The sequence below is a fragment of the Sporolactobacillus sp. PKPK-6 genome (assembly GCF_056678885.1).
This window is the reverse complement of the sequence record NZ_JBWXPA010000001.1, coordinates 1,359,118-1,385,132: the sequence shown is the minus strand read 5'-3', so window position 1 is coordinate 1,385,132 and position 26,015 is coordinate 1,359,118. Positions and strand designations below refer to the sequence as shown.

The 26,015-nt window shown below is 40.2% G+C and carries 21 protein-coding genes; all 21 read left to right on the top strand.

The window, feature by feature from the left end; genetic code table 11:
* Positions 1 to 13 precede the first annotated feature (13 nt).
* Positions 14 to 1,456, top strand: a complete 1,443-nt coding sequence (locus AC1MBV_RS06625) for a flippase (protein ID WP_480947913.1) — start codon at positions 14 to 16, stop codon at positions 1,454 to 1,456.
* 165 nt (positions 1,457 to 1,621) lie between these two features.
* Complete coding sequence (locus AC1MBV_RS06620; RefSeq protein WP_480947912.1) at positions 1,622 to 2,542, top strand: family 43 glycosylhydrolase; 921 nt, start codon at positions 1,622 to 1,624, stop codon at positions 2,540 to 2,542.
* 69 nt (positions 2,543 to 2,611) lie between these two features.
* Positions 2,612 to 3,349 (top strand): glycosyltransferase family 32 protein, encoded by a 738-nt coding sequence (locus AC1MBV_RS06615; RefSeq protein ID WP_480947911.1) that lies wholly within the window; start codon positions 2,612 to 2,614, stop codon positions 3,347 to 3,349.
* 471 nt (positions 3,350 to 3,820) lie between these two features.
* Positions 3,821 to 5,233, top strand: a complete 1,413-nt coding sequence (locus AC1MBV_RS06610; RefSeq protein ID WP_255749021.1) for an ISLre2 family transposase — start codon at positions 3,821 to 3,823, stop codon at positions 5,231 to 5,233.
* 399 nt (positions 5,234 to 5,632) lie between these two features.
* Positions 5,633 to 7,192, top strand: coding sequence for a glycoside hydrolase family 68 protein (locus AC1MBV_RS06605; protein WP_480947910.1), 1,560 nt, complete (start codon positions 5,633 to 5,635; stop codon positions 7,190 to 7,192).
* Between the two features lie 305 nt (positions 7,193 to 7,497).
* Complete coding sequence (locus AC1MBV_RS06600) at positions 7,498 to 7,653, top strand: hypothetical protein (protein WP_480947909.1); 156 nt, start codon at positions 7,498 to 7,500, stop codon at positions 7,651 to 7,653.
* Between the two features lie 106 nt (positions 7,654 to 7,759).
* Entirely contained in the window at positions 7,760 to 8,083 is a 324-nt protein-coding gene (locus AC1MBV_RS06595) for a hypothetical protein (protein WP_480947908.1), read from the top strand.
* Positions 8,084 to 8,140: 57 nt separating this feature from the next.
* Positions 8,141 to 9,310, top strand: coding sequence for an IS21 family transposase (istA, locus tag AC1MBV_RS06590; RefSeq protein WP_480947907.1), 1,170 nt, complete (start codon positions 8,141 to 8,143; stop codon positions 9,308 to 9,310).
* Positions 9,307 to 10,050 (top strand): IS21-like element helper ATPase IstB, encoded by a 744-nt coding sequence (gene istB, locus AC1MBV_RS06585; protein WP_480947906.1) that lies wholly within the window; start codon positions 9,307 to 9,309, stop codon positions 10,048 to 10,050. The genes istA and istB overlap by 4 nt, the downstream gene beginning before the upstream one ends.
* Before the next feature lie 39 nt (positions 10,051 to 10,089).
* Positions 10,090 to 11,718, top strand: coding sequence for a glycoside hydrolase family 32 protein (locus AC1MBV_RS06580; protein WP_480947905.1), 1,629 nt, complete (start codon positions 10,090 to 10,092; stop codon positions 11,716 to 11,718).
* 258 nt (positions 11,719 to 11,976) lie between these two features.
* Complete coding sequence (locus AC1MBV_RS06575; protein ID WP_480947904.1) at positions 11,977 to 14,586, top strand: carboxypeptidase regulatory-like domain-containing protein; 2,610 nt, start codon at positions 11,977 to 11,979, stop codon at positions 14,584 to 14,586.
* Positions 14,587 to 14,658: 72 nt separating this feature from the next.
* Positions 14,659 to 15,726 carry a leucine-rich repeat domain-containing protein gene (locus AC1MBV_RS06570; protein ID WP_480947903.1) on the top strand — a complete coding sequence of 356 codons (1,068 nt, stop codon included), beginning with the start codon at positions 14,659 to 14,661 and terminating at the stop codon, positions 15,724 to 15,726.
* Positions 15,727 to 15,741: 15 nt separating this feature from the next.
* Positions 15,742 to 18,069, top strand: coding sequence for an FHA domain-containing protein (locus AC1MBV_RS06565; RefSeq protein ID WP_480947902.1), 2,328 nt, complete (start codon positions 15,742 to 15,744; stop codon positions 18,067 to 18,069).
* Positions 18,070 to 18,087: 18 nt separating this feature from the next.
* Positions 18,088 to 18,762 carry an FHA domain-containing protein gene (locus AC1MBV_RS06560; protein ID WP_480947901.1) on the top strand — a complete coding sequence of 225 codons (675 nt, stop codon included), beginning with the start codon at positions 18,088 to 18,090 and terminating at the stop codon, positions 18,760 to 18,762.
* A 14-nt stretch (positions 18,763 to 18,776) separates the two neighbouring features.
* A complete protein-coding gene (locus tag AC1MBV_RS06555) occupies positions 18,777 to 19,553 on the top strand; it encodes a PP2C family protein-serine/threonine phosphatase (RefSeq protein WP_480947900.1) in 777 nt (258 codons plus the stop codon).
* Between the two features lie 18 nt (positions 19,554 to 19,571).
* On the top strand, positions 19,572 to 21,563 hold the full coding sequence (locus AC1MBV_RS06550) for a protein kinase domain-containing protein (protein WP_480947899.1): 1,992 nt from the start codon (positions 19,572 to 19,574) through the stop codon (positions 21,561 to 21,563).
* Positions 21,564 to 21,573: 10 nt separating this feature from the next.
* The gene (locus AC1MBV_RS06545; protein ID WP_480947898.1) at positions 21,574 to 22,026 is read left to right on the top strand and encodes a hypothetical protein; all 453 of its coding nucleotides are present in this window, start codon (positions 21,574 to 21,576) and stop codon (positions 22,024 to 22,026) included.
* Between the two features lie 371 nt (positions 22,027 to 22,397).
* A complete protein-coding gene (locus AC1MBV_RS06540; protein WP_480947897.1) occupies positions 22,398 to 23,168 on the top strand; it encodes a YveK family protein in 771 nt (256 codons plus the stop codon).
* A complete protein-coding gene (locus AC1MBV_RS06535) occupies positions 23,155 to 23,856 on the top strand; it encodes a CpsD/CapB family tyrosine-protein kinase (RefSeq protein ID WP_480947896.1) in 702 nt (233 codons plus the stop codon). The genes AC1MBV_RS06540 and AC1MBV_RS06535 overlap by 14 nt, the downstream gene beginning before the upstream one ends.
* Before the next feature lie 46 nt (positions 23,857 to 23,902).
* On the top strand, positions 23,903 to 24,670 hold the full coding sequence (locus AC1MBV_RS06530; protein ID WP_480947895.1) for a tyrosine-protein phosphatase: 768 nt from the start codon (positions 23,903 to 23,905) through the stop codon (positions 24,668 to 24,670).
* Between the two features lie 22 nt (positions 24,671 to 24,692).
* On the top strand, positions 24,693 to 26,012 hold the full coding sequence (locus tag AC1MBV_RS06525; protein WP_480947894.1) for a UDP-glucose dehydrogenase family protein: 1,320 nt from the start codon (positions 24,693 to 24,695) through the stop codon (positions 26,010 to 26,012).
* Positions 26,013 to 26,015 lie beyond the last annotated feature (3 nt).

Below are 26,015 nucleotides of genomic sequence, written 5' to 3'. Positions count from 1 at the left end.
TGGAAAAATAAAAATGAGTATTGCTAGAAATTATATTTATAACGTCATTTATCAAGTGTTTATCCTTATTGTACCGTTAATTACTATGCCCTATGTAGCAAAGTCTCTAGGAAGTGATGGCGTAGGGATCAATGCATTGACAAATTCAATCATTCAATACTTTATTTTATTTGGAACAATCGGAGTTGCCTTGTATGGAAATCGTTCTATAGCTTATGTTCGTGACAGCAAGGAAGAACTGAGCAGGGTTTTTTGGTCGATTTTTATTCTTAAACTGATCACAACCGGTTTTGCCTATGTCGCTTTCTTGATTTTTCTACTTTTTATTCATCATTATCCAATGATTTATTTACTTCAATCAATCTATATTCTGTCAGCAGCTCTTGATGTCTCATGGCTTTATATGGGGTTGGAAGATTTTAAAAAAACAGTACTCAGAAATTTAACTGTTAAAGTAATTGGGACAATTTGTATATTTATTTTTATTAAAGAACCTTCTGATCTTTGGAAATATGTTCTTATATTAGCGTTATCAGAAATAATCGGGCAAATTACATTATGGGCTTATGTTCCAAAAACAATACAAATAATTCGACTTAAATGGATAGATGTTACGAAACACTTTTTACCGGCATTGTCTCTATTTCTTCCTCAAGCTGCCATTCAAATTTACGCGGTATTGAATAAACCAATGCTTGGCTATTTATCAAGCACAACGGAGGTTGGTTTGTTTGATTATGCGGATAAAATTGTAAAAGTAACCCTTGCGGTTGTAACAGCAATGGGTGTTGTCATGTTGCCTAGGGTTTCAAATACATATGCAAATGGTAATATTCAAAAAGTTAAAGAATATTTGTATCAGTCTGTTAACTTTGCTACATATTTATCCTTTCCTATAATGTTCGGAATGATAGGCGTTGCACAGAATTTCACTTCATGGTATTTTCCAATCGAGTTCAGCAAAACTGGACTACTCATATGTATTATAAGCCCTATAATTTTATTTATAGCGTTGAGCAATGTCCTTGGAATTCAATATTTACTGCCTATTGGTAAGATGAGGGAATTCACTATATCGGTAGTAGTTGGAGCTATTATTAATTTTTCAGCAAACTTAATCCTGATTCCTCACTATCAATCTGTAGGAACGGCTATTGCAACTGTTATTGCAGAACTTACGGTTACAATTATACAATTATTATTCATTGTTAGGAATATTGAAATAAAAAGGTTGTTAAGTGGTCTGTGGATTTATTTAGTTTCCGGATGCATTATGTGTGTGATCATTTTATTATCTAGAATTGTACTTCATAATGGATTTGTCACTACTGTTCTCCAAATAATTATTGGTATCATTGTTTATTTCTCACTTCTATTTTTGCTTCACTCTGAACTAAATAATAAAATATTTAAGAATGGATTAGAAGTAATTAGGAAGATATCAAGAAATAAATGATATTGTGAACTAGCAATTTCTATGATGTTCTCGATTCTTTTTAAAGTCAATTTTTCTAATTGTGATATATAACATATCTAATCTTATGGCATATCTAAGTACTATTCTATATGCGTATATGAATACTATTCATTGGGTAACAATTAATTTAAGGAGATTCAATAAATGTCAAAAAAGCGGATATTGATAACTCTTTTATGCTTAATCCTATTCGGATCATTTATAATTGCAGAGCTACTTACGAAGCATAACATTTATATTATTTCTGCTTTTAATGGACCTCACGGAGAAAATATGGATTTGTATACTACACAAGATATGAAAACATTTTTACCAATAAATACAGAGATATTATTTAAACCATTGGGAGACAGTGTTAGAGATCCTTCAATTATTTTTCATGATCATTATTTTTATGTGTGCTTCACAGGCTTCCATGGATTTCAAAAGGATTTTATTGTTGCTAGATCGAAGAATTTAATAAACTGGGAACAACGCGTTATAAAAACCCCTAACCAATTTAAATTGGCATGGGCTCCTCAATGGTTTGTTGATAAGGATGATAAAGTGAGCATCATTGTAAGCTTGTCCACAGGAGAAAAGCAAAAAGATGTATGGAATAACAGTATACCATTTTTTAGATCCTACATTATGAAAGCGAAAGACAACAATATTTTCAGTTTTAATTCACCTCAATTAGTTAAGTATTCAAAATCAGATAATCATATTGATCCATATATTTTTCGAGATAAAAGTGATTACTTGATTTTTGTGAAAAATGAATTTAATAAAACAATTGAAATGTACAAGTCGAAAGGATTAACAGATCGGTATACATATATTCAGACTATGCCATTTGATCAAGCTGTAGAAGGTCCATCAATACAAAAGCAAGGTGGTATATATTATTTATATGCTGATGAATTTGTAAAGGGAAAATCGGTAATAATAACATCTACGAATTTGAAAAAATGGTCAGGTTCTAAAAGAATAGATTCCATTGGTTTGCGTACACAACATTTTGATATCTTTAAATTAAATTACGAATCATTAAGAATAGTTCAAAACATAATTATTAATAAATAGTGTCAATTGAAATGAACTATTTTAAAACAAATGATATAATCAAAATATTATTAAAGAAGAAGGTCTGTTATGAGTATTCCTAAAATAATTCATTACTGTTGGTTAGGCGGGAAAAGTAAACCTGAATCAGTACAAAAGTATATATCAAATTGGAAAAAAGTATTTAAAGATTATCAAATAATTGAGTGGAACGAGCATAATGCTGATTTTAGTGACAACGCATACGCTAAAAAAAATTATGAGCAAGGTAAGTTTGCTTTTGTCACAGACTATATAAGGCTGAAGGCGCTGTATAATTTTGGAGGGATTTATCTCGATACTGATGTCGAGGTAAAGAAAAATTTTAACGATTTTCTAGCCAATAAAGTCTTCTTCGGATTTATGTTTGATTGCAACCTTAGCACAGCAATAATTGGTGCGGAAAAGAATAGTAGTTTAATTAAATCATTGTTGGGTCTTTATGAAAATAAGAAGTTAGCAAATTCTCCGAATAATGACATGTATACACAATATTTCTTGTCTCACTATCCTGAATTTAAACTTAATGGGAAATTTCAAGTGCTAGCTGATGGAACTTCCATCTATCCAAAGGAGTATTTCGAACAGCCTACCTTTAATAAAAAAGTGGATTATTCAGTTCATCACTTTCACGGTTCATGGTACGGAAAAAAAGTTAGTTTAACAAAAAAGATGATAAAACACATCATTGGGAACGTATTATATGCAAAACTATCTCATATGAACTCATTAAAAATATCACCTTTTTATCAAACCTACTTAAATCATTCCCGAAAAAATAAACAATAAGACGCATATGTAACTAATAACAGATTTCAATCCAACAAAGATTAATTGCCAGATATATGTTCTCAGACATTATATCTGGCAATTATTACAAATAGGAATTTTGTTAACCTAATCTAGTCATCAATTACTGGGATGAATTTGACCTCTTTTTTATTAAGTAGTATAGCTGATTTCTATAGCACTTAATATAATAAAATATAGGTAAAAACTGGACTAAGAATCTCGAAAGGACGCCTTCAAATATCAATGCCCCTATAATTCACCGTTGAATTTAGTTAAGGTAAAAACTATGTGTAAAATGTTTCTCGGGGGGATAAATTTGATGTGAGTGCTTGAGGATGGAGCAGCATGCAGCTCTTTCTGCTCGAATTATGCTTTTGGTATCCCCTTTTTGACTGGACGAAAAGGAGAAGGCTCCTTATTCTAAATGTATACCCACCACGGAATACATCAGGAATAGAGGCCTTCTCAATGGATAGTATAGAGGATTTATTAGGAATTTGGAAGAATCAAACGAGCTTGTTGGCATTTGAGGAAGAGGCTACTGCCTATATGTATCAGTTCATGAGGCATAGCGTTGAACAAGTGTTTTCTTTGCTTGACCAAGCGATTACCCGTGAAAAACAGGCGGAGGGCTGGAAAGTAGATAGTCATAAGGACCAGCGTGTTCTCCAATTCTTATTTGGACCGGTGACTTTCTCTCATACGCGTATGATTAACCCGGAAGGACATGCCTGTTATCCATTGGATCACCTGCTTAAATTGAGAAAACACATGCGTTATTCGCCAAATGTTGAATATGAAACAGCGACCTTAGCGAGCCGTATGACTTGCCGGGAGGTCGTGAAAACCTTAGCCACTTGGACTCAGGTTCAAATGAGTCACACCACGGTCATGCACTGTGTTCGAGCAGTCGGCGAAGCTCAAGAAAAGCAGGATCAAGAGCGCGTGATCCAAGCAGCCAATGGAGAGTTGGATGGAACACGACAACCGAATTTTCTCTTTGCGGAGGCTGATGGAACCTTTGTCCGTGGATTGAAGAAACGGCAACACATTGAAATCAAGCATTTTATTTTGTATGAGGGTTGGGTGAAGAACGGAAAAAGACGGCTTCTGAAAGAGCCCTACGCGGTTATGACAAGCAAGGGACTCGATACCTTCTGGGAACAGGTTGAAGCCGTAGTCGAACAGCGTTATCGCTTATGGCAGACACAAATTGTCGCTAATAGCGACGGAGGCGTAGGTTATGACGAAACGCATTTTAAAGATGCCTTTTGTGGGTCACACAAGCGCATTTGGGTTCAACTGGATGCGTTTCATGTCGCTCAATCCCTAACTCGTTCTCTACATGGTGATAAGTCTTGGATCACGCGTATACAAAAGGCGATTCAAAGAAAAGATCGTGCAGAGGTCATCCTGTTGCTGGATACGTTTGAAAGTAATCAAGACGAGGGTGGGCGCATTGAGCAGGTTGAAAAGGTCAAGCACTATCTCATGGAACACTGGGATCGTTTGTTTGATTGGCGAGAGAGTATGGCGAAAGAAAATCTTCCCGAAAATGCCGGGAGATTGGGTGCGATGGAATCGAATCAAAGGCATTTGACGTTCCGCATGAAAAAGCGTGGCATGCATTGGGGTGAGTCGGAAGAAGGCATGGTTAAAGTTATTCAAGGGATACGTAATGGGACGCTAAGAGCAGCGTATCTTTCTTCGTTCCTCCCATCCAAACGCATCGAACGCCTAACGAAGAAAACAATACGTATTGCATCCTTGTTGAAGGAACCGACGGTTCCTTCTATCGGTGCACATCATGGTCGAATCGGAATAAACGCTTCCTCCTCGAGTGCAGTAGGAAAACTGAACAGAGTGCTTACGCTTGCCTGAAGAAGTGTGGTTTAACACCTAAGGGGTACAAATTAAGGATTAAGAAGTTCTTCTCTAGCAAAGAGTTCCGAGAAAAGCTTGACACATACGGTAAAAAATTCAAATTGACTGTTTCGAAGTCTCGCGTTACCATTAACCCATGTTTTCCTTGTTTAGAACAAACAACTGTCAGGAGTGTGCGATTTGAAGAAGGTAAGAACAAGTCTAGTGATCTGTTTATGTTTCATTGTCGCTTTGGTAATCTATGTACCCTCAGCGCAAGGTAAATCCAAAACGCGATATTATTACGTGACTAAGAGCGCATATTTCTATAACTCAAATTCGAAGACACATAAGAAAAGGATCCAAAGTATCCCGCTGAATACGAAGCTATCAACGACAACATCAAAATCATATAAAATGTATCAAGTGAAATATAATGGAAGAAAAGGGTATATTTTTAAATCGAAACTCAGTTCGAATCCCAAGACACTAAAGAGATATACGAATCGAACATCATACATTTATAGCTCGTCAAATGCGAGCAAGAAGCGGTTACTGAAGATTTCTGTCGATCGCAAAGTCACAACAAAGAGTGCTCAATCAGCTAAAATGTTTAAAGTTACCTATGGAAAGACTACAGGCTACATTTATAAGCGGAATTTATCTAGCAGTTATTCGGATTATGTTCGCACCTATGGGACGACACAGATCACAAGATATGACTACTCACAGATTCCAGATCAAGTGAATGATAACCGGTTTAAAGTACCAAGCTTTGCTTCCAAAACAATCAAAAATATTTCTTCGGCTTCAGATATGGATGCGTGGGACAGCTGGCCGCTCCAAAATCCGGACGGAACGGTTGCTGAATATAAAGGCTACCATATTGTCTTTGCGATGGCAGGGGCGGATAAGATCTACATGTTCTATCAAAAAGTTGGCGATACATCAATTGATAGTTGGAAGAATGCCGGCCGAGTGTTTGCTGGTGAAAATTTATCCAATTCAAATGATGTACACTTAAAAAATCAGAATCAAGAATGGTCGGGTTCTGCGTATAAAATTGGAAACGAGATCCGTTTATTCTATACAGGCGTTGCCACAAATCATTCAGATGGACGTACGGGGAATGAGCAGGTTCTGACCACAGCTAAAATTGATGTTGATGCAAATTACTCAGGTGTAGAGGTTAGTGATGTTGAGGATCACAAGTCCATTTTCAGCGGCGATGGTAAATTGTATCAGAATTTCAGTCAGTTTCAATATGGTACAGGCGACAATCATTGTCTAAGAGATCCGCATTATGTGGAAGAGAATGGCCGCAAGTACCTCGTTTTTGAAGGAAATACGGGTACAGCTAACGGCTATCAGGAGTACCGTTCCCTGTACAACAAAGCGTACTACGGTGGCGACGATAATTATTTCAACTCATCCAAGAACAGTCTGTTAGCGCGGACAGATAGGGACAGCATCATTAAAGCAAATGCTGCAATCGGCATTATTGAGTTGAATGATGACTACACATTAAAAACGGTAATGAAGCCGCTTGTAACAGCTAATCTTGTGACTGACGAGATTGAACGACCGAATGTAGTGAAAATTAATGGAAAATGGTACCTGTTTACGATTACTAAGGGCTACAATCAGAGGGTTGATGGTTTTCCATCGGATAACACCTACATGCTTGGCTATGTTTCTGATAATCTGACCGGTCCTTATAAACCGCTTAATGACACTGGACTCGTATTAACAGGTAATGAAGGTTTCAACAGCCGAACCTACACGTATGCCTATTATGGAATGCCTGTTTCTTCGGGATCAAACAATCTATTAATTACAAGCTATATGACCAATCGCAATATATCATCAACCCAGCATTCTACCTTCGCACCGAGCTTCTTGCTGACTGTGAATGGTGCTCAAACGCAAGTACAACAAAATAGTGTGCTCGAACAAGGTCAAGTAACGACAAAATAACCTATAAAAATAATAAAATATGTAAAAAAGACGAGAGAAGCTTCTCGTCTTTTTTTCTCAAAACGAAAGGATTCACTATGAAAACAAAGAAATGGCTCATAAGCATGAGTGTGCTGGTAGCCTTGGCACTGGTTGTCGCATTGGACGCCCTTCTGCCCTGGTCTGATTCTATTCCTGCAGAATGCAAGCTAACTACACATGAATAATACACTGATCCCCACGCTTTTTGTAGGTGGGGACTATTTGACGCTTACGTTTATGTGCTTCACAAGGGACCAACAAAGAAAGTAATCAAACCTCGAAATATGACGCAGACGCAGCGCAATGTCGATCCTAATTACGCTCAGCCTTACCGGGATCAATATCATTATTCAGCTAAGAAAACATGGCTGAATGATCCGAACGGTTTGGTTTACAGCTGTATATTGCCATTGAATAGTGCCAGCTGTGCCATAATTTAGAGCATGTTAGGACAAAATATAGAGCCACTTGTGCCATGATAAGAGCCACCTCCTGTATAATGGGCATGCACCATCGGTGCAAATTCATTAAATAGGAGGTTTTTGTGTGATCAAATACCGTGAAATCTTACGTCTTCATGCGCAGGATTTAAGTATTCGAAGCATTGCTTCAGGCGTGGGTAGTTCTAGGAATACAGTCAGTGACGTCTTGAAACGTGCTAAGGAAAAAGACGTTTTATGGCCGCTTGAAAAAGATGTGGATGACGCAGAACTGCAGGCGCTTCTGTTTCCAGAAAAGAATCAATCCGATGTGAGAAAGAAGCCGGACTGTGTCCACATTCACAAGGAAATGGCTCGAAGTGGTGTGACTTTGTCTCTACTTTGGCATGAGTATGTTCAATTATGCCGAGAACAAAGAGAAATTCCCTAGAGTTACCGGCAATTTTGTCGTTTCTATACGCGCTACGTCACCAAGACAAAAGCAACCATGCGAATTAAGCGAAAGCCGGGAGAAACAATGGAAGTCGATTGGGCAGGTCAAACGACTTCAGTTAAGGATTCCATCACTGGACAGGTAAATCCAGCTTATGTTTTTGTCGCTGTCCTTCCGTGTAGCCAATTTGCGTATGTAGAGGCTTTTTTGTCCATGGGCACGTCGAGCTGGATCCAGGCACATATCCATGCTTTTCAGTTTTTTAATGGTGTTCCTCGGACGATTGTTCCTGACAATCTCAAGACAGGTGTCGATCATTCCTCAAGAACAGACCCTATCATCAATAGGACCTATCAAGAATTAGCGGAACATTATCAGACAGCGATTATCCCCGCAAGAGTTCGTCATCCCAAAGATAAACCCAATGTCGAAGGAACCGTAAAAATCATATCAACTTGGATTATTGCCACATTAAGAAATGGTCAGTACTTTTCCATTCAAGAACTCAATGAAGCCATTAAAGAAAAATTAGTTGAATACAATCAAAAACCATTTCAAAAGAAAAATGGAAGTAGACAATCCGCTTTTGCGGAGGAAGAGAGCTTTGCGCTGCTCCCTTTGCCTGCTTCCCCATACGAATTAGCCACTTGGAGAACAGCTACCGTACCCTATGATTATCACATATCTGTAGAAAAAATGTATTACTCCGTTCCCTATGAATACTTAAAACATCAAGTAGATATTCGCATGACTCAGTATATTATCGAAGTCTTCTATCATGTTATGCGCATTGCGTCGCATGTTCGTCTCTATGGAAATTCAGGTCAATTATCCACAAACCCCGATCATATGCCTGATCAACATAAAGACTATTTAACTTTTACTTCAGAGCATTTTTTAACATGGTCAAAAACCATAGGCACTCATACACAGACAACGGTTCAAGGATTTCTCAATTCCTATAAAGTGGAGAAACAAGCTTTGAAATCCTGTTTAGCTCTCTCAAAACTTGCGGACAAATATTCAGTCGAACGATTAGAGAATGCATGCATGAGGGCTCTCAGTTATTCTCCAAGACCTAATATCAAAAGCATCACCACGATTCTAAAGACTGGACAGGATAAACAGCGGCATGAGTCACTAGAACAAAGAAATACCAATGATCAGCAAAAATCCCATGGATTTATTAGAGGAGCAGCTTATTACGGGAGGACAGAAAAATGACCAATGACAGTACACTTTCAAAGTTAAATGATATGCGCCTAAGTGCAATGGCTGAGTATTATCATGAACAGCTTCACAATCCTCAGTTTAATGACCTATCCTTTGAAGAACGATTCAGCCTGCTCGTAGATCGAGAATGGGATCGCAGAAAAAACAACAAGCTGGACCGTCTCATCAAAAATGCCGGATTCCGATATCCTCAAGCCTGCATTGAAGATATTGAATATCATCCGGATCGTAAACTGGATAAAGCTCAAATTCTCCGATTAGCCTCTGGCCAATACATTCAAGAAAAGCATAATTTGATTATCAAAGGAGCCTCTGGAAACGGTAAATCTTATCTATCCTGTGCGTTTGGAATCGCTGCATGTCGGCAATTTTATACCGTAAAGTATATTCGTTTGCCAGATCTATTGGATGAGCTCGCTGTCGCTAGGGGAGAAGGTGTTTTTCAAAAGGTAATGAAAGTGTACCGAAAGGTAAATCTTCTTATTCTAGATGAATGGCTTCTTACTTCACTAAAGGGGAATGAAGCAAGAGATTTACTTGAAATTGTAGAAGCAAGGCACCAAACAGTCTCCACGATATTCTGCTCACAATTCGATACACAAGGTTGGTATGAAAGCATTGGCGAAGCAACTTTAGCCGACGCGATCTTGGATCGGATCATCCATGACTCTTATAGCCTTTTAATTGACGGTGAAGTATCTATGAGAGAACGCCATGGTATAAAGCAATAAATGAAGCTGAGCCACCATTGAACGATGGTGGCTCTTTCTATGGCAAGAGCTGCTCTCAAATCTGTCCGAAGTGGCTCAAAATTATGGCACAAATGGATCTTTGCGATGGCAATATACAGCAATGGCACGTACCATATGTTCTATCAGACGAATCCGCAAGGAAACACGTGGGGCAATATGAGCTGGGGACATGCCGTCAGCCGTGATTTGTTTCATTGGAAGGAGCAGCCGGTCGCGATTCATCAACGTGAGGCGACGCCATGGGTTGATTTTTGGATGCAGACTAGCCATGATTCAAAACCGGTTCACTATTATGGACGGCCGACAACGAATGGAGATGCGGGCAATCCTAATGGAAAACGATTTGTGTTCAGTGGTTCAATCATTAAAGATAAGTCTAACGTTTCGGGTTTGGGCAAAAACACGTTGATTGCTTTTTATACGAGTGCCTACTCTGTGGCAGTTCGAGATGACGACTACAGCAAGGATTCAATGGGCAATTTTCTAGGATTACGCGACGTGCAGGAGCAATGCATTGCCTACAGCAAGGATGATGGCAAAACCTTTATTCAGTACAAAAAGAATCCGGTTATTCCGGCTCAAGCGACTCCAACAAGGGATCCGGCCAATTTTCGCGACCCCAAAGTTGTGTATGATGAAGCGCACAAACAGTGGGTGATGATTCTGGCAGCGGGGCAAGAGGCTGACATTTTTACTTCGGCAGATCTGATTCATTGGACGTACCAATCAGCAATTATCCGAGAACATGATGTTGGCAACGGTGCCTGGGAATGCCCGGAATTAATTCCGATGACAGTTGAGGGAACAAAGGGAAAGAAATGGGTGTTCTCGATCAGTGTGCAGAAGGGAGCGCCTGCCGGAGGATCCGGAATGCAGTATTTCGTCGGCAGTTTTAATGGCAAGGAATTTGTACCGGACACAGAACAAACGCTGAGTCATCCTAAATGGCTTGATTACGGCGAGGATTTATACGCTGGAGTCACATTCAGTAATATGAAACGAACGGTGATGCTTTCTTGGATGTCCAATTGGGACTATGTCGGCGAGCAAATGACTTCCCCTTGGAAAGGTGAGATGTCCCTCCCGCGTGAGCTGACCTTAGTTCGCGCAGGTAAGGAGGATGTACTTATTCAAAAACCGGCGCGAGAGCTTGCGCGACTTACTCAGAATCCGTTCAAAACGAGTGATTTGAAGCTTAGCGGTACAAAGGCAATCAAGCAAGTTTTAGGAAGACAGTATAAAGCGGAGGCGCAGTTCTCATGGAACGCTAAAAATCGCCCTGATCAGGTGGGCTTTCGCCTCAGAGTATCTCAGGATCACAGTAAATACATCACCGCTAGCTATGATGTCCAGAACCATACGGTGTCTATTGATCAATCAAACAGCGGCGGGAAGTCAACCCGGAACCAGACCAGTGTTCAACGAAACGAAAAAGCAAGCCGCATAAAGCTCACGGCCTACGTGGACAGTTCCTCAATCGAACTGTTTGTTAATGATGGGGAAAAGACGTTGACACAAATTATCTATCCGAATCCTGATCAGCCGCTCGATTCAAAAGGAATTGCATTATTTTCAACGGGCGGCACCGCTCAGATTAGTCAGATTGAGGTTGATCCAATTGCATCAATCTGGACAGGTTTGAATTAAAAATTGATGGCATTAGTGAAAATTTACGTTTAGTATTTAGCTCTGCATCATTGCAGGGCTTTTTTGTATGGTTTATTTAAATTTATTCAACGTTCTATTCTTCTTTCATAAATAAAACAATATTTGAAATAATACCCAAAAAAATGAAAAAATATCCCACAATCATCATCAAATATATGGTAATATATCATTTATAAATACCTATATCTTATTTACTAGATAGAAAAAATAATATAACTCGGGGGAGGGATTATCCAGATGGAACAATCGGAGCCCAAAGGTAACAGCAAGAAGAAAACACTCTTGATTATTCTTGCTCTATTACTGGTTCTTGGTGGATTCGGTACATATTTCACCATACATCTGGCGAATGCGCGCACAATTGAACAACAGCTGTCTCTAGGTAATCATTACTACAAGGAACATAAGTACAAAGAAGCAATTATCGCTTACAAGAAAGTTTTGGACATTGATGAAAACAATGTTGAAGCTCGAATTGGATTGGCAAAATCGTATTTGGCCCTAAAGCGATATAAACCTGCAGTTAAAGTTCTGACGGCTGGTATAAAATTAATACCGAAAGAGCCGCAGTTTTACTTATCACTGAGTGATGCAAAACTCGTGATGAATGATATTTTGGCAGCGATCCAAGAACTAGATGATGGATTTTCAAAAACGAAAGATGCCGAGATTCAAACGAGATTAAACGAGATGAAACAAAAGATTGTAATCGTTTCGGATAAAGACGAAGTTCAAGTAGGGCAAGAAACTCACTTGAAAGCTATTTATAAGAAAAGTCCGGATGAAAAAGGAACGTTGGTTAAAGCGACCTGGTCTTTGATTCCAAATGAACTTGGCAGTTTGTCTGAAAAATCATCAGAAGAGACTGACTTTACAGCAAAAAAGTCAGGGGATGAGACAGTTGTCGCAAACGTTGGTTCAATTTCCGAAGAAAAGAATTTAACCGTACGTAAACATGTATTGTCAAAACTGGAGATACATTCGCCTTCAACGAGCGTGACAGTCGGAAAGCGCATCAGTCTAAAAGCAGTCGGCAAAGATGCGAATGGAAAAACAATGGATGTTGATCCGATTTGGACTATAGAGAGCGGTGTAGGTGATCTTTCGAGCGAACATGGCGACCAAGTGACCTTCACTTCAGAAAGAACCGGAAATACAAAAATTGTTGCTCAAGACAATGGAAAAGAAGATTCAGTGGAGCTTTCTGTTGTTGATGAGCAGACGAATGATGAAGAAATCAGCGGCCAGGACATTCAAAATCAGACATCGGCCAATGAAACAAGTACTACTGCAGAACAGACCGCGTCAACTTCAAGCGGCACTTCCTCAGAGCAACCTCAAACATCAAAAACATCACATCAATCAGCAACACAAAGTTCAGTAAATCCCGTTAATCATGCAATAACGGACAATCAATCAGACGTATTAACGAAACCGGAACAGGTTGACGTGGGGAATAAAATAACCTCGGAACCTGCTCAGCAACAGCAACAAGAACCTGCTCAAAATAATCAACAGGAACCAAGCGCTCCGGCAGCTACGGAACAACCTAAGACGTACGCATTAACTACATCAGTAGATGGAAAAGGTCATGTGGCGCAGAATCCTAATACTGCTCGATACGACGAGAACACGTCAGTGACATTAACTGCAGAAGCAGATGATGTAGGCTGGGTATTTGATCATTGGGAAGGTGATAAGACAGGAACGGAAAATCCAGTCAGCGTCACTGTGAACAAGGATGCAAATGTTAAAGCTGTATTTATTCAACTGGGTATTGTTTCTGGGACAATTACAGATGCTCAAACGGGAGATTCTGTCAGCCAGGCAACCATCCGTTTGGTTAAAGACAATCAGCCAATCAAAGAAGTGACTACGGATGGAAATGGAAACTACAATTTAACTGGTATTCGTCCGAGCGACTATACATTAGAAGTTGTTAAGGAAGGATACATTACAAAAAGTTCGGAGATAACCGTTAAAGAAGCTGAAACAGTTGCTCACAACGAATCGATTCAGAAACAAGGAACAGCAGAATTTTCAGTGGTACTAACCTGGGGTGAGACTCCGGATGACCTTGATTCCCACTTAACCGGTCCAAAAGCGGATAATCCTTTGGAACGCTTCCATATTTATTATGGCAACAAACAATACGCTTCCGACCTTAACGGTGATGAGATGGTCTATGCCAAACTAGATAGGGACGACACTGATGGCTTTGGACCTGAAACCATTACCAGTTTCATAAAGACAAATGGTGTATTCAGATATTATGTTCATGATTTCGGTGAAAATTCTGAAACGGATTTACCACAAAGTCAGGCTAAGGTAGAACTATATCAACAGAACAGGCTCGTGAAGACTTTTAATGTTCCAGAAAATCAACAAGGATTTGTATGGCACGTCTTTGAGATCGATCAAGATGGTAATGTTATCCCAATTAATAAGATTGATAACGATAGTGCAAATGACAATCCGCAATATGAGGAAACTTCTGACGATGGTAGTGATGGCGATCAAGAAGACATAGGAGATTCCTCAGATCTTGAAGACGAAGATAACTCTTCGGCTATTGAAGACGATTCCGATTCCTCGTCAATTGAATCGGCAGAACAAAACGGTAGTGATTCAGCTTCATCAAGCTCTTCCAGTCAAGATGACGCTTCGAGTCCTGCGGTGCCAAACGAAGATGATAGCAATGTGGATGGATCAGCAACAGTTCCGGAAACAGTAGAAAGTGATGCTTCATCAGACACAAGTGCTGCAAACTCTGAAAGCTCGGATTCTTCAGCATCAACAGACTCATCATCGAACGTAGATTCAAGTGCAGGATCATCACAACAATAATAAATTGAGAAATTCTCTGGTAACTAACCGGGGAATTTCTATTCTTACATAAACAGGTGAGGGGCTAAACATATGTCAACTTTTTCAAAGGTAATCACTGTGCTGTTACTAGTAGCACTGTTTATCGTTCCAATACAATTTACAGCGCATGCAGCGGACAAGGCAGTTGTATTTAAAGATAAAAATCTGGAAAATTCGGTGAGAAAAGCGATTGATAAACCAAATGGCACGATTTACACAAGTGATGTAAGCAATCTGAAAACACTCGATGCAAGTAATGAACATATTAAAAACTTGGACGGCATTGACCAAATAAGCAGCCTAACCAATCTAAACCTCGCAGATAACTTAATCGTTAATAGTGCGCAACTAGCCAAATTAAAGGATCTTGTCGTATTAGATTTGACCAATAACCAAGTCAAGTCAGTTACTCCTTTGAAAGACTTGACCAAATTGGAACGGCTTTATTTAGATGGAAATGAAATCGAAGAAATTGATGATCTCAATAATCTGTCTAAATTAACCACGCTCATGCTGGATGATAATAACATCAAATCTATTAATGGAATTAATAAGCTGAATAAATTAACGAATTTACATTTAAGTGATAATAGAATTGAAGATTTGGCTCCTGTTAAAAAGTTGGTTAATCTAAAGGTATTTCGCGCTTCGGGAAATGACATCTCTGAAATCTATTCCGTATCGGAATTAAACGATTTGAGAGTACTGGCGTTGTCAGACAATCCAATCGTCTTAATTAAACCGTTGAGCGATTTATCCGAACTTCGGGTGCTTGACTTGGCAAATACACGAGTGAGAGAGCTGGAACCCTTGCGCGGTTTGGTAAAGCTGAAAACTCTTTATTTGAACAATGATAAGATTGAAGAAGTGGGTCCATTGGAAAATTTAAACAGTCTGACAGAACTTCGTCTGGCAGGTAATGAGATTAAGGATTTCTCGCCGGTCGAAAGTATTTATGAGACACTGGACCACAAAGATTTTTCAATCGGTGGGACTAAGGAAAATACCCCAAGTACGACAAGCTCATCATCTAATCTTTTAATTTATGTGTTGCTGGCAGTTATTCTCGTTCAATTTGCCGGTCTGTTTCTCGTGTTCTTTAATATGAAAAAGAAATAATAGGAGAGTAAGGACATGTCTGAACGGTCAACTAAAATTCGTAAAGCGGTTTTGAATATATATATTGATCATGAGCTCATCAGCCCTTTTGAATTCAATCTGACACAAGATCGATCATACACGATCGGACGTGGTTCAGAGAATGATATTAAGATCCATTCGCAACTTGTTTCATCACGTCACGCTAAAATTGTCGTGCATGATGGGAAATGTGAGATCCTCGATTTGCACAGTACGAATGGATTGATGGTCAACGGAAAAAGGGCAGATCGAACAATCTTGGAAAATGGTACGCAGATTCTTATTGATGACCCAACGCTGCATCACAATAAAGGCGTTCTCATGCTTTACTCGGAACTCGAAGCGGATACAGATGAAAAATGGAATGAATGCTTTCTTTCTGAAGGAGAGAAGGTTTCCATCGGGCGTGATCAGGGAAACACAATCGTCCTCGCGCATAGCTTGGTATCCCGTCACCATGCGTTGCTCGAAAATAGTAGTGATGGACTGACAATTAAAGACTTAGATAGCACAAATGGTACCTTTGTTAATGGAAAACAAATCAGGAATAAGGTGCGACTGAAGTCCATCGACACCTTTATGATTGGGCAGACAAAGTTCATCATTCAAGGAAATAAATTAATCTACAATTCGTATATCCATGGACTTCAACTGGACGCAATTACCATTTCCAAAACCGTTGAAGAAACAAACGGCATTTTTCAAGAGAAAAAAAAGAAAAAAATCTTGGATAATATCACAATTACCATTAAGCCTGGAGAGTTAGTCGCACTCGTCGGAGGAAGTGGCGCAGGCAAATCGACGTTTATGGATACGTTAAACGGCTTTCGACCGGCAACGGAAGGCGGCGTATTTGTTAATGGAGATAACTTTTACGCGAATTTCAATGCATACAAAAATATTATGGGTTATGTACCCCAGCAGGATATTGTCTATGACGACCTGACTGTAACTCAGATGCTTACTTATGCTGCCAGATTAAGAATGCCTGAGGATGCAACAAAAGAGGAAATCTCCGAACGCGTGCGCAGCGTGATCAGTGACGTGGAGCTTGAAGGAAAAGAAGAGCTTACCATTAGCAAATTGAGTGGTGGTCAGCGGAAAAGGGTGAGCATCGCTGTAGAATTGATTGCTGATCCGAAGCTGTTCTTTCTTGACGAACCAACGTCCGGCCTTGATCCCGGTATGGAACGGAACATGATGCGCTTACTGCGAAAGCTCTCGAATAAAGGGAAAACAATTATCTTGATTACCCATGCAACGGCCAATCTTTTCATCTGTGACAAAGTTGTCTTCCTGGGAACAGGAGGAAGACTATGCTATTTCGGTCCGCCCAAGGGAGCACTTGATTTCTTTAAAGTGGACAGCTATACGGATGTTTATGATCGGATTGGTTCTGAAGCTGAATTGTGGCAAAAGAACTTCAGACAGTCGCAGTACTATTCATATATAAATAGCTTGACTCAAGGGACAGGCACTGAGAAGCCAAAGCCAAAAACGGCGAAAAGAAGCTCTTTTCGTCAGCTAAGCATACTGATGTCACGTTATTTGAAACTAACCTTAGTTGATCACACGCGTTTCTTTTTCCTTATCATTCAAGTTCCCGTGATTGCATTGCTCTTGGGATTTGTTGGGAAGCATAATTCATTTGATTATTACGAAACGGCAAAAGAAGTCATTTTTACGACGGCTTCCTCGGCGGTTTGGATCGGCCTTTTGAATTCTATTCAGGAAATCACAAAGGAACAAGTCATCTATAAAAGAGAACGTATGGTGAACCTGAAAATCTGGCCGTACTTGATGTCAAAGATGAGCATTTTGGGTATTCTTGCTTTGATTCAGTCGGTTCTATTTGTCTGGATTCTTCGCTATGTCATTGTGTTTCCGGCACATAGCCTGATGGGCAGCATTTCTATTGAAGTGATGATCACCTTTTTCTTAGGGGTGCTTGCATCAACAGCGATGGGACTGGTTATTTCCTGCTTGGTGTCAAACTCAGATCGGGCAATGAGTCTCGCTCCGATGCTGCTGATTCCACAGCTGATGTTCAGTGGCCTTGTGTTTGATTTGAAGAGATGGAGCAGCTTTGTTTCAAATTTTGCAATCAGCAAATGGGTATGTCGTGGACTGGGCATCTCCTTTGATATAAACGGCATGCCCATGAAAATTGAGACGAAGGCATCGGTCCCACCAAGAGACCTCCCGGAATATTTTGATCACCGAATGGATCTTCTTATGACGAACTGGGGAATTCTTGCCGGAGTTGTCGTGCTTTGTCTCATATTGAGCGCTGTGCTCCTGAAAAGAAAAGATAGTCAATAATACAGAGGAGGAGACAATGTGGCGGATAACATGACGGCTATATTAATTATTATTGGAGTGGCTTTGGTTGCGAACTTTATCTTAATCATTGCCATTATGAAAAGAAAGAGTTCAACAGGGAGTCAACCTGTTGATGAGCTTTACAAGAAACTGCATCAGACGAGTGATGCACCGTCCTCAGATGAGAAAACGACGTCGTTATCAAAGCATGACGAAAATGTTTACCGAGAAGAAGCGGGACACGACGGAGTGAGTGTAGCTGCAGCAATTGAAGAAAAAACAGAAGTTCTTCATCCAATCAGCAATCTCTCAAGGGAAGAAAAGAATGAATTAGAGAAAATCCCAGTATCGGATGCGACGATGGTTTTGAATCAACCAAAGGAACAGAAACCATTACCGACCGCTCATCTTATTGAATATCATGTTGGTAACCGAACAGAGCAATTTACATGGACGGGTAATGAAGTTGTGCGAATTGGCAGGGACTCCGATCAATCTGATTTAACCATAATGGATGACGGATATATTGGCCGAACACATGCTTTGCTCTATGAGAAGTCAGGAAAACTCTTTCTTGTTGATTTGGCAAGCAAAAACGGAACCTTTATCGAATCTGCGGCGGTGAAAGGTCAGCAAGAGATCCAGTTGAATCAATTCTTTAAAATCGGCCAAACCGAATTGGTGGTTAAATAACGGAGGTTGGTCAAGTGACGAGTCAAGACCTAGACGAAACAAAGACGATTAAACCGTTTGTCAGATATGGCGTCTCCTCCAAACGTGGGATCCGTTCTGAAAATCAAGACAGCCATTTTGCAAAAGTTGAGTTGCTCATGGCAAGCTTTGCTGTCGCAGATGGGGCGGGCGGTCATCAATTTGGTGGACATGCAAGTCGGCTGACCGTTGACGCACTGCGCAGTGAACTTGAATCAAACTGCAAATACACGTCTGAATATATTTCATTGCTGATGAAGAAGAAATATGAACAGATTAATCGCTTTATCTTTGAAGAAGCAAGTCAAAAAGGAGTCGTTACAGCAACGACACTTTCCCTGCTAAATATCTTCCGAAATAAACTCATCGTCAGCAATGTCGGTGATACAAAGGTGTTTCAAATACGGGATGATCAACTCGTATGCATTTCCGATATTCAGACGGCTGCATGGGAGGCCTTCAAGCAAGGAAAAATCAGTCGTGAAGAAATAGAGGACAGTCCCTATAAGCATGTATTGACCGGTGCACTTGGAGCAGGGGCAACCGTACTTCCTTATATGAACATATTGGACCCACAGTCACTTGACATCTATTTAATTTGCTCTGATGGAGTCTATAACTTTGTCGAAGAAGCCAGATTAAAACAGCTTTTTGATCAACAGAAACTTCTTGAAAACGAGGAACTCACTATTTTGTGCGAGCAATGTGTCAATGAAGCTCTGAATAATAAAGGAAATGATAATGCAACGATTCTGGCGGTACAGATTGTTTGATTCTGAGGTGAATAAATAATGGATCTGAAAATTGGTCAACTCTTTGATGACAAATATGAAATCCTTAAAGTGCTTGGTCAAGGCGGAATGGGCAAGGTTTATTTGGCTAGAAATATAAAATTAGGGACACTATGGGCCATTAAACAAGTGGACAAGCAAGCAAGTGTCGCCGTTGATTTACTTGCCGAACCAAATATTATGAAACAGCTGAAACATCCGAAACTTCCGCGGATCTTTGACATTCTCGACACAAAGACATCCATATTTATCATTGTTGACTATGTTGAAGGCGAGTCGCTAAATAAGGTACTGAATCGGGAAGGGACAATTTCCGAATCTGTTTTGGTGGAATGGGCAAAACAAATCTGCGATGTGTTTATCTATTTGCATGAACATCATCCGAATCCGATCATTTACAGAGATATGAAACCATCGAACTTAATGAAGACACCGGATGGTGAAATCCGTGTTATTGATTTTGGTATTGCCCGAGAATATAAAAAGGAATCAAAGACAGATACTCAAGTTCTGGGAACGGCCGTTTACGCTGCACCTGAGCAGCGATTAGGCATGCAAACGGACGAAAGGTCGGATATCTACAGTTTAGGCGTTACACTCTATCAATTGGCGACAGGCGAATCACCAAGTGCCGCTATATTAAGTAAACCGATTCGGACAATTCTTCCGTCGTGCTCTGAAGGATTTGAAGAAATCCTAGAAACGATGCTTCGGCAGAATCCCGATGAACGTTACCAGAATGCCCGCGAGCTATTATCCAATTTTGAAAATATCGAGAAGATGTCTTCACGCTATAAACGGGCACGCCGGAAAAGAAGAATGACTATTTTCACTCAAATTGCCTGTGTTTTTCTGTTTTTTTTCATCACACTGTCAGGATTTTCGGAAGTGAAGGCGGAAAAGATGCAGCTATATAGGTCTTTGGTTAAAGAAGGTAATATGCTCTCAGCGGTATATCAATATGATAAAGCCCAAAAACGATTTAATAAGGCGATTCACTACGAACCTCAGGAATTGAGTGCGTATCAAGGCATTGCAAAAGGTCTCTATTTACAGGGGAAATATGATCAAGAGACAGCCTACATTAAGAAGCTTTCAGAGAAAATACCGGAAGTTGTCAAGGACCCTCAGTTTAATTATTTGCTGGGGACAGCCTTCCTCGAGCAAAACAATAATGAAGATGCAGCGAAATTTTTGGGAATCGCAGCTAAAGGAATGCCATCGTCGACACTTTATAATCGGGATTTTGCCGTTGCACTTGCCCGCGACAAGAAACTCAATGACGCACAGGCGGTGTTGAAGAGGATGCAGGCCATGCATATGGCAGATGAAGCGACTTGGTATGTAGACGGGGAAATAGAAAGTGCTAAAGGATCCTACGCTCAAGCAGTCACGCAGTATCGCAGAGTCATTGAAAAGGGAAACGATGATGTGCTGAAACTGAAAAGTGTCCTCGCGATGGCAGATCTCTATAAAATGCATGCCAAGCCGCTTAAGGATCAGCACATTGATCAGCGTATTGGCATCTTAAAAGAAGGACTTCGCTTGTTGCCGAACCAAAATCCGCTTCAGATCCATGAAATGCTAGCAGAAGCGTATCATGATAAAGGTTTACTTGAAAAAAACCATAATGACTACTATCGAAAGTCGATCGCGCAGTTTAAACAATTACTCTCTGATGGATATCAGCGCCCCTATGTGTATCGTAATATCGCAATTATTGAACAAGAAATGAATGACTACTCAGCAAGTGAAAGAACGTTAATGGCAATGAAGAAGAAATACCCGCATGACTATACCTGCTATATCCAACTCGCCTTACTCTATGCCGATATGGAAAATAATAAGCCATTTGAAGACCGAGATTACAGCAAAGTTTGGGATAATTATCAAAAAGCCGTAGAATACAGCCCGAATGGAAAAGATGATCCGCAAATGGCACCGCTGAATCATCTGATTGATGAATTGAAAGCGAAAAAATGGATCAAATAGGAGGCTCACTATGATTTCTAAAGGGATCTTGATGATTATCGTTGGTATAGTCGGAAGCTTGATATCGTTATTCTTATTCATTCGTACACTTCGAAAGCCTTTAATTGTTCCAGAGTATCATCAAAACATTAGTGAATCCGGTAATCTTACAGTGGAACTAGAGACTAGAGATGGAGATCGAACAAATACCTTGCCAGTTAATGAAGCAGCGAATCCTCAGGCTCATGAGACGATTGAACTTCAGCCCATCATGGAACCTAGTAAGCGTGTCATTGAAGAAACGGCAACGCTGGAATCATATAGTCAAGAATCCAATGAGTCTCAATCAACCATCACTCAAGTTTTACCGCCCCATAATGATGAAACAATAACGAACAAACAACAAAGTGACAAAAGTACAGGAAGTACTGGAGAAACAATGATATTAAAAACAAAAGTGATAAGACATGATTCCGGAAAGTAAACAAGATGCAGAACTGAGAAATTAAATGTACGTTTTACACATTCATGGATGAAATTATGATAATATAGTACTCGTTAACTGATTCTTTAATACTGTAATCGATATAAGACTTGGGAGATAGTACATCTAATGTCCTACCAACAGTGAATCATTCAATGGACAAATTCCTTTATTTTGGTAATGCCCCTTGAAAAATATAATGATATAATCTCAATTAAGGAAATAGTCGTTTTTTTTGGTATTTTTAAGTGTAATGTTCATGTAATTATCGTTTGAGCGCTGACATATCTCGACATTATTTATGCTATAATACTACTATCTTATCGGAATTTTAAAAAAGAAAATATCGTATATGTTGGTTGGGGGATACTATGGAAGAGACTATTAGTTTGAAAGATATTTTTCAAACGCTGCGGAAGCGTCTTGTTATGATTATGACAATCACATTGTTAGCAGTAATAGTAAGTGCATTTGTTACGTTTTTCTTGATGACACCGAAATATGATGCGTCAACGCAGATTCTTGTCAATCAATCGAATGCAAATAATACAAGTCTTTATCAAACAAACGCGGTTCAGACAAATGTTCAGTTGGTCAATACATACAGTGTGATCATCAATAATCCTTCTGTTTTGAATCAGGTCATTAAGAAATTGAAACTGGATATGACGACTGATGAACTAAAAGACATATTGACTGTTAGTACGGAGCAGAATTCTCAAGTATTTACGCTGACGGCTGAAACGACAAGCCCGACTCAATCAGTTAGAATTGTTAATGGTGTTGCTGCTGCTTTTAGATCACAAGTCCAAAAGGTAATGAATGTTGATAACGTCAGCATCCTATCTCCGGCAAATGTTGCTTCTAGTCTAGATCCTGTTAAGCCGAAAGCGAATATTAATTTAGCAATCGCGTTTGTTGTCGGTTTGATGGTATCCGTTGGCTTAGCCTTCCTGCTTGACTACATGGACAACACGATTAAGACAGAAGATGATATTGAAAAGATTCTTGATCTTCCAGTTCTTGGTGTGATCTCTGAGATTAAGGATAGCAAAGAACCAAAGAGGAACCATTCACGGTCAGCTGCGCATGCATCAGGACGTCATCAAGTGAGGAGGGCTGGTCACGTTGAAACAAAATAAAAAGAGCATTTCAAAGCAAAGACACTTAATAGCCTTTAATAAACCAAAATCAACAACAGCGGAACAGTACCGTACGATTCGAAGTAATATTGACTTTTCGCAAGTCGATACAGAATTGAAAACGATCATGCTTACTTCACCAGGTCCTGGCGAAGGAAAATCAACCTCATCGGCTAACTTGGCAGTTGTCATGGCACAGCAGGGCAAGAAGGTGCTTTTGATTGACGCAGATCTTCGCAAACCGACGATGCATTACACCTTTCGCCTTTCAAATACAGAAGGTTTAACCACGATGCTGCGGAAGCTGACGACCTTTGATGATTCAGTCAAGAAAACAGAGGTTGACAATCTGTTCGTGCTAACAAGCGGTCCAATTCCTCCGAATCCTGCTGAACTTTTAAGCTCTGCCGGCATGGCCAGCTTTATCAAGCATGCGTTAACACTGTTTGATACGGTCATCATTGATACGCCGCCGATTCTCGCGGTTACTGATGCTCAAGTACTCGCAAACCTTTGTGATGGCGCAATCCTGGTTGTCCGCAGCGGGGTAGCTGAAAAGGAAGCGGCAGTTAAAGCGAAGGACTTACTAACGAAAGCAAAGGCGCGAATTCTTGGCGTTATTCTGAATGGCAAGCCAGTTAGTAAGGGCAGCGATTACTATTACTATAACTATTATGGCAATGAGTAATAAACATAAGCTAAGCTGATCAAAAAGGAAAGGAGCGTCGGTGCAGTTGATTGACATCCATTGCCATATACTACCTGGAATAGATGATGGTGCTCAAGATGAACAGGTTTCCTTGAACATGGCGAAGCAAGCCGTTGCCGAGGGGATTACTCAGATCGTTGCGACACCGCATCACAAGAACAGACATTGGGATAATCCTAAATCAGAAGTCGTTACACGTGTTCAACGACTCAATCAACTTTTCGAACGGTACCAAATCGGTCTACGGGTGCTTCCCGGACAGGAACCGAGAATTTTTGGAGAAATGGCCACTGAAGATGCATCAGAAGAATTACTAACCGTCAATGATAACAAGAAATACATCCTCATCGAATTTCCAACACACCATGTCCCGAGATACGCACAGCAGCTGTTCTTTGATCTGCAAGTGAAAGGCGTAACACCGGTCATTGTCCATCCGGAACGGAACGAAGAAATCGTTCAACATCCCAACATGCTCTATCAATTCATTGCCGACGGTGCTCTGTCGCAAGTGACAGCAGCCAGCCTGATTGGCAAGAATGGCCGATCAGCTAAAAAGTTAACCTTACAATTTATTGAAAACAATCTTACACAGTTTGTTGCTTCGGACGCACATAATGTCACTACTCGTCCTTTCTATATGCAAGAGGCATTTTTGGATCTAAAGAAACACTTTGGAAGAGATTTAGCGAATCTGTTTCGAGAAAACGCAGAATTGTTAATCAACGGCGAACTTGTCAATCGAGAAGAGCCGGTTGAGATAAAAGAGAAAAAATTTCTAGGCTTCTTTTAAAAATACTCAGGGGGAAATGAAAATGAAAATTGCGGTTATTGGCACCGGTTATGTTGGCCTGGTCACAGGTGTCGCACTGTCAGAAATCGACCATGATGTGACGTGCATCGATGTGGATCCGGCAAAGGTAGAAACCTTAAACAAGGGGATTCCAACAATATATGAGCCAGGTCTTGAAGCGTTGATGAAAAAAAATATGGCGGCAGGTCATTTAGCGTTCACAGCAACGCATAGCGAGGGACTGGCTAAGGCAGCAGTTGTTTATATTGCGGTAGGAACTCCGAAACGTGCAGACGGCTCAGCAAATCTTGACTACGTCGAAGCTGCGGCAAGGGACATCGCACGCAACATCACACAGAACGTGATTGTTGTCATTAAAAGCACGGTGCCAGTGGGGACAAACTTCCATATTTTACATGTCATTAATACGAACACGAAACCAGGTATTCAAGTGAAAATCGCATCCAACCCTGAATTTCTTAGGGAAGGATCAGCTGTAAAAGACACCTTTCATGGCGACCGTATTGTGATTGGTGCGGAGGATGAAGTAACAGCAGATACCTTGGCAGAAATCAATGCACCATTTAATATGCCAATTATTAAAACGGACATCTCGAGCGCTGAGATGATCAAATATGCGTCCAATGCATTCCTTGCGACAAAGATCAGTTTTATTAATGAAATTGCGAATATTTGTGAAGCGCTTGGTGCCAATGTTGAGGAAGTAGCGAAGGGCATGGGTCTAGACCACCGCATCGGACCAGACTTCTTAAAAGCAGGGATTGGTTATGGCGGTTCATGCTTCCCTAAAGATACCAACGCGCTCGTTCAACTCGCTGGTAATCATCATCATGACTTCAATTTGTTGAAATCGGTTATAGAGGTCAATAACAATCAGCAAATCCTACTCATTGACAAGATCCTCTCACGGTTCGGCAGTATTGAAGGAAAACGAGTTGCAGTTCTTGGTCTTGCGTTCAAACCACACACTGATGATCTTAGAGAATCACCGGCGTTGGTGATGATTCCAAAACTGGCAGAGCTCGGTGCGGACCTCATTGCCTATGATCCAATCGCCATTGGCAATGCCAAGAGACAGATCAAAGAAGGGATTGAATACACCGAAGATCTGCCAACAGCTTTACGCCATGCTGATTTTGCGGTAGTCATCACCGATTGGCCTGATGTGAAAACGATTGACCTTGTACAATACAATCAACTCATGAACGAACCAATCGTATTTGATGGACGTAATTGTTACAGCTTGGATGCCGTCAAGCAGGCAAATATTGAATATTATTCAATTGGTCGACCAAATCAAACATCGGAATTAATCAGCTGAGCG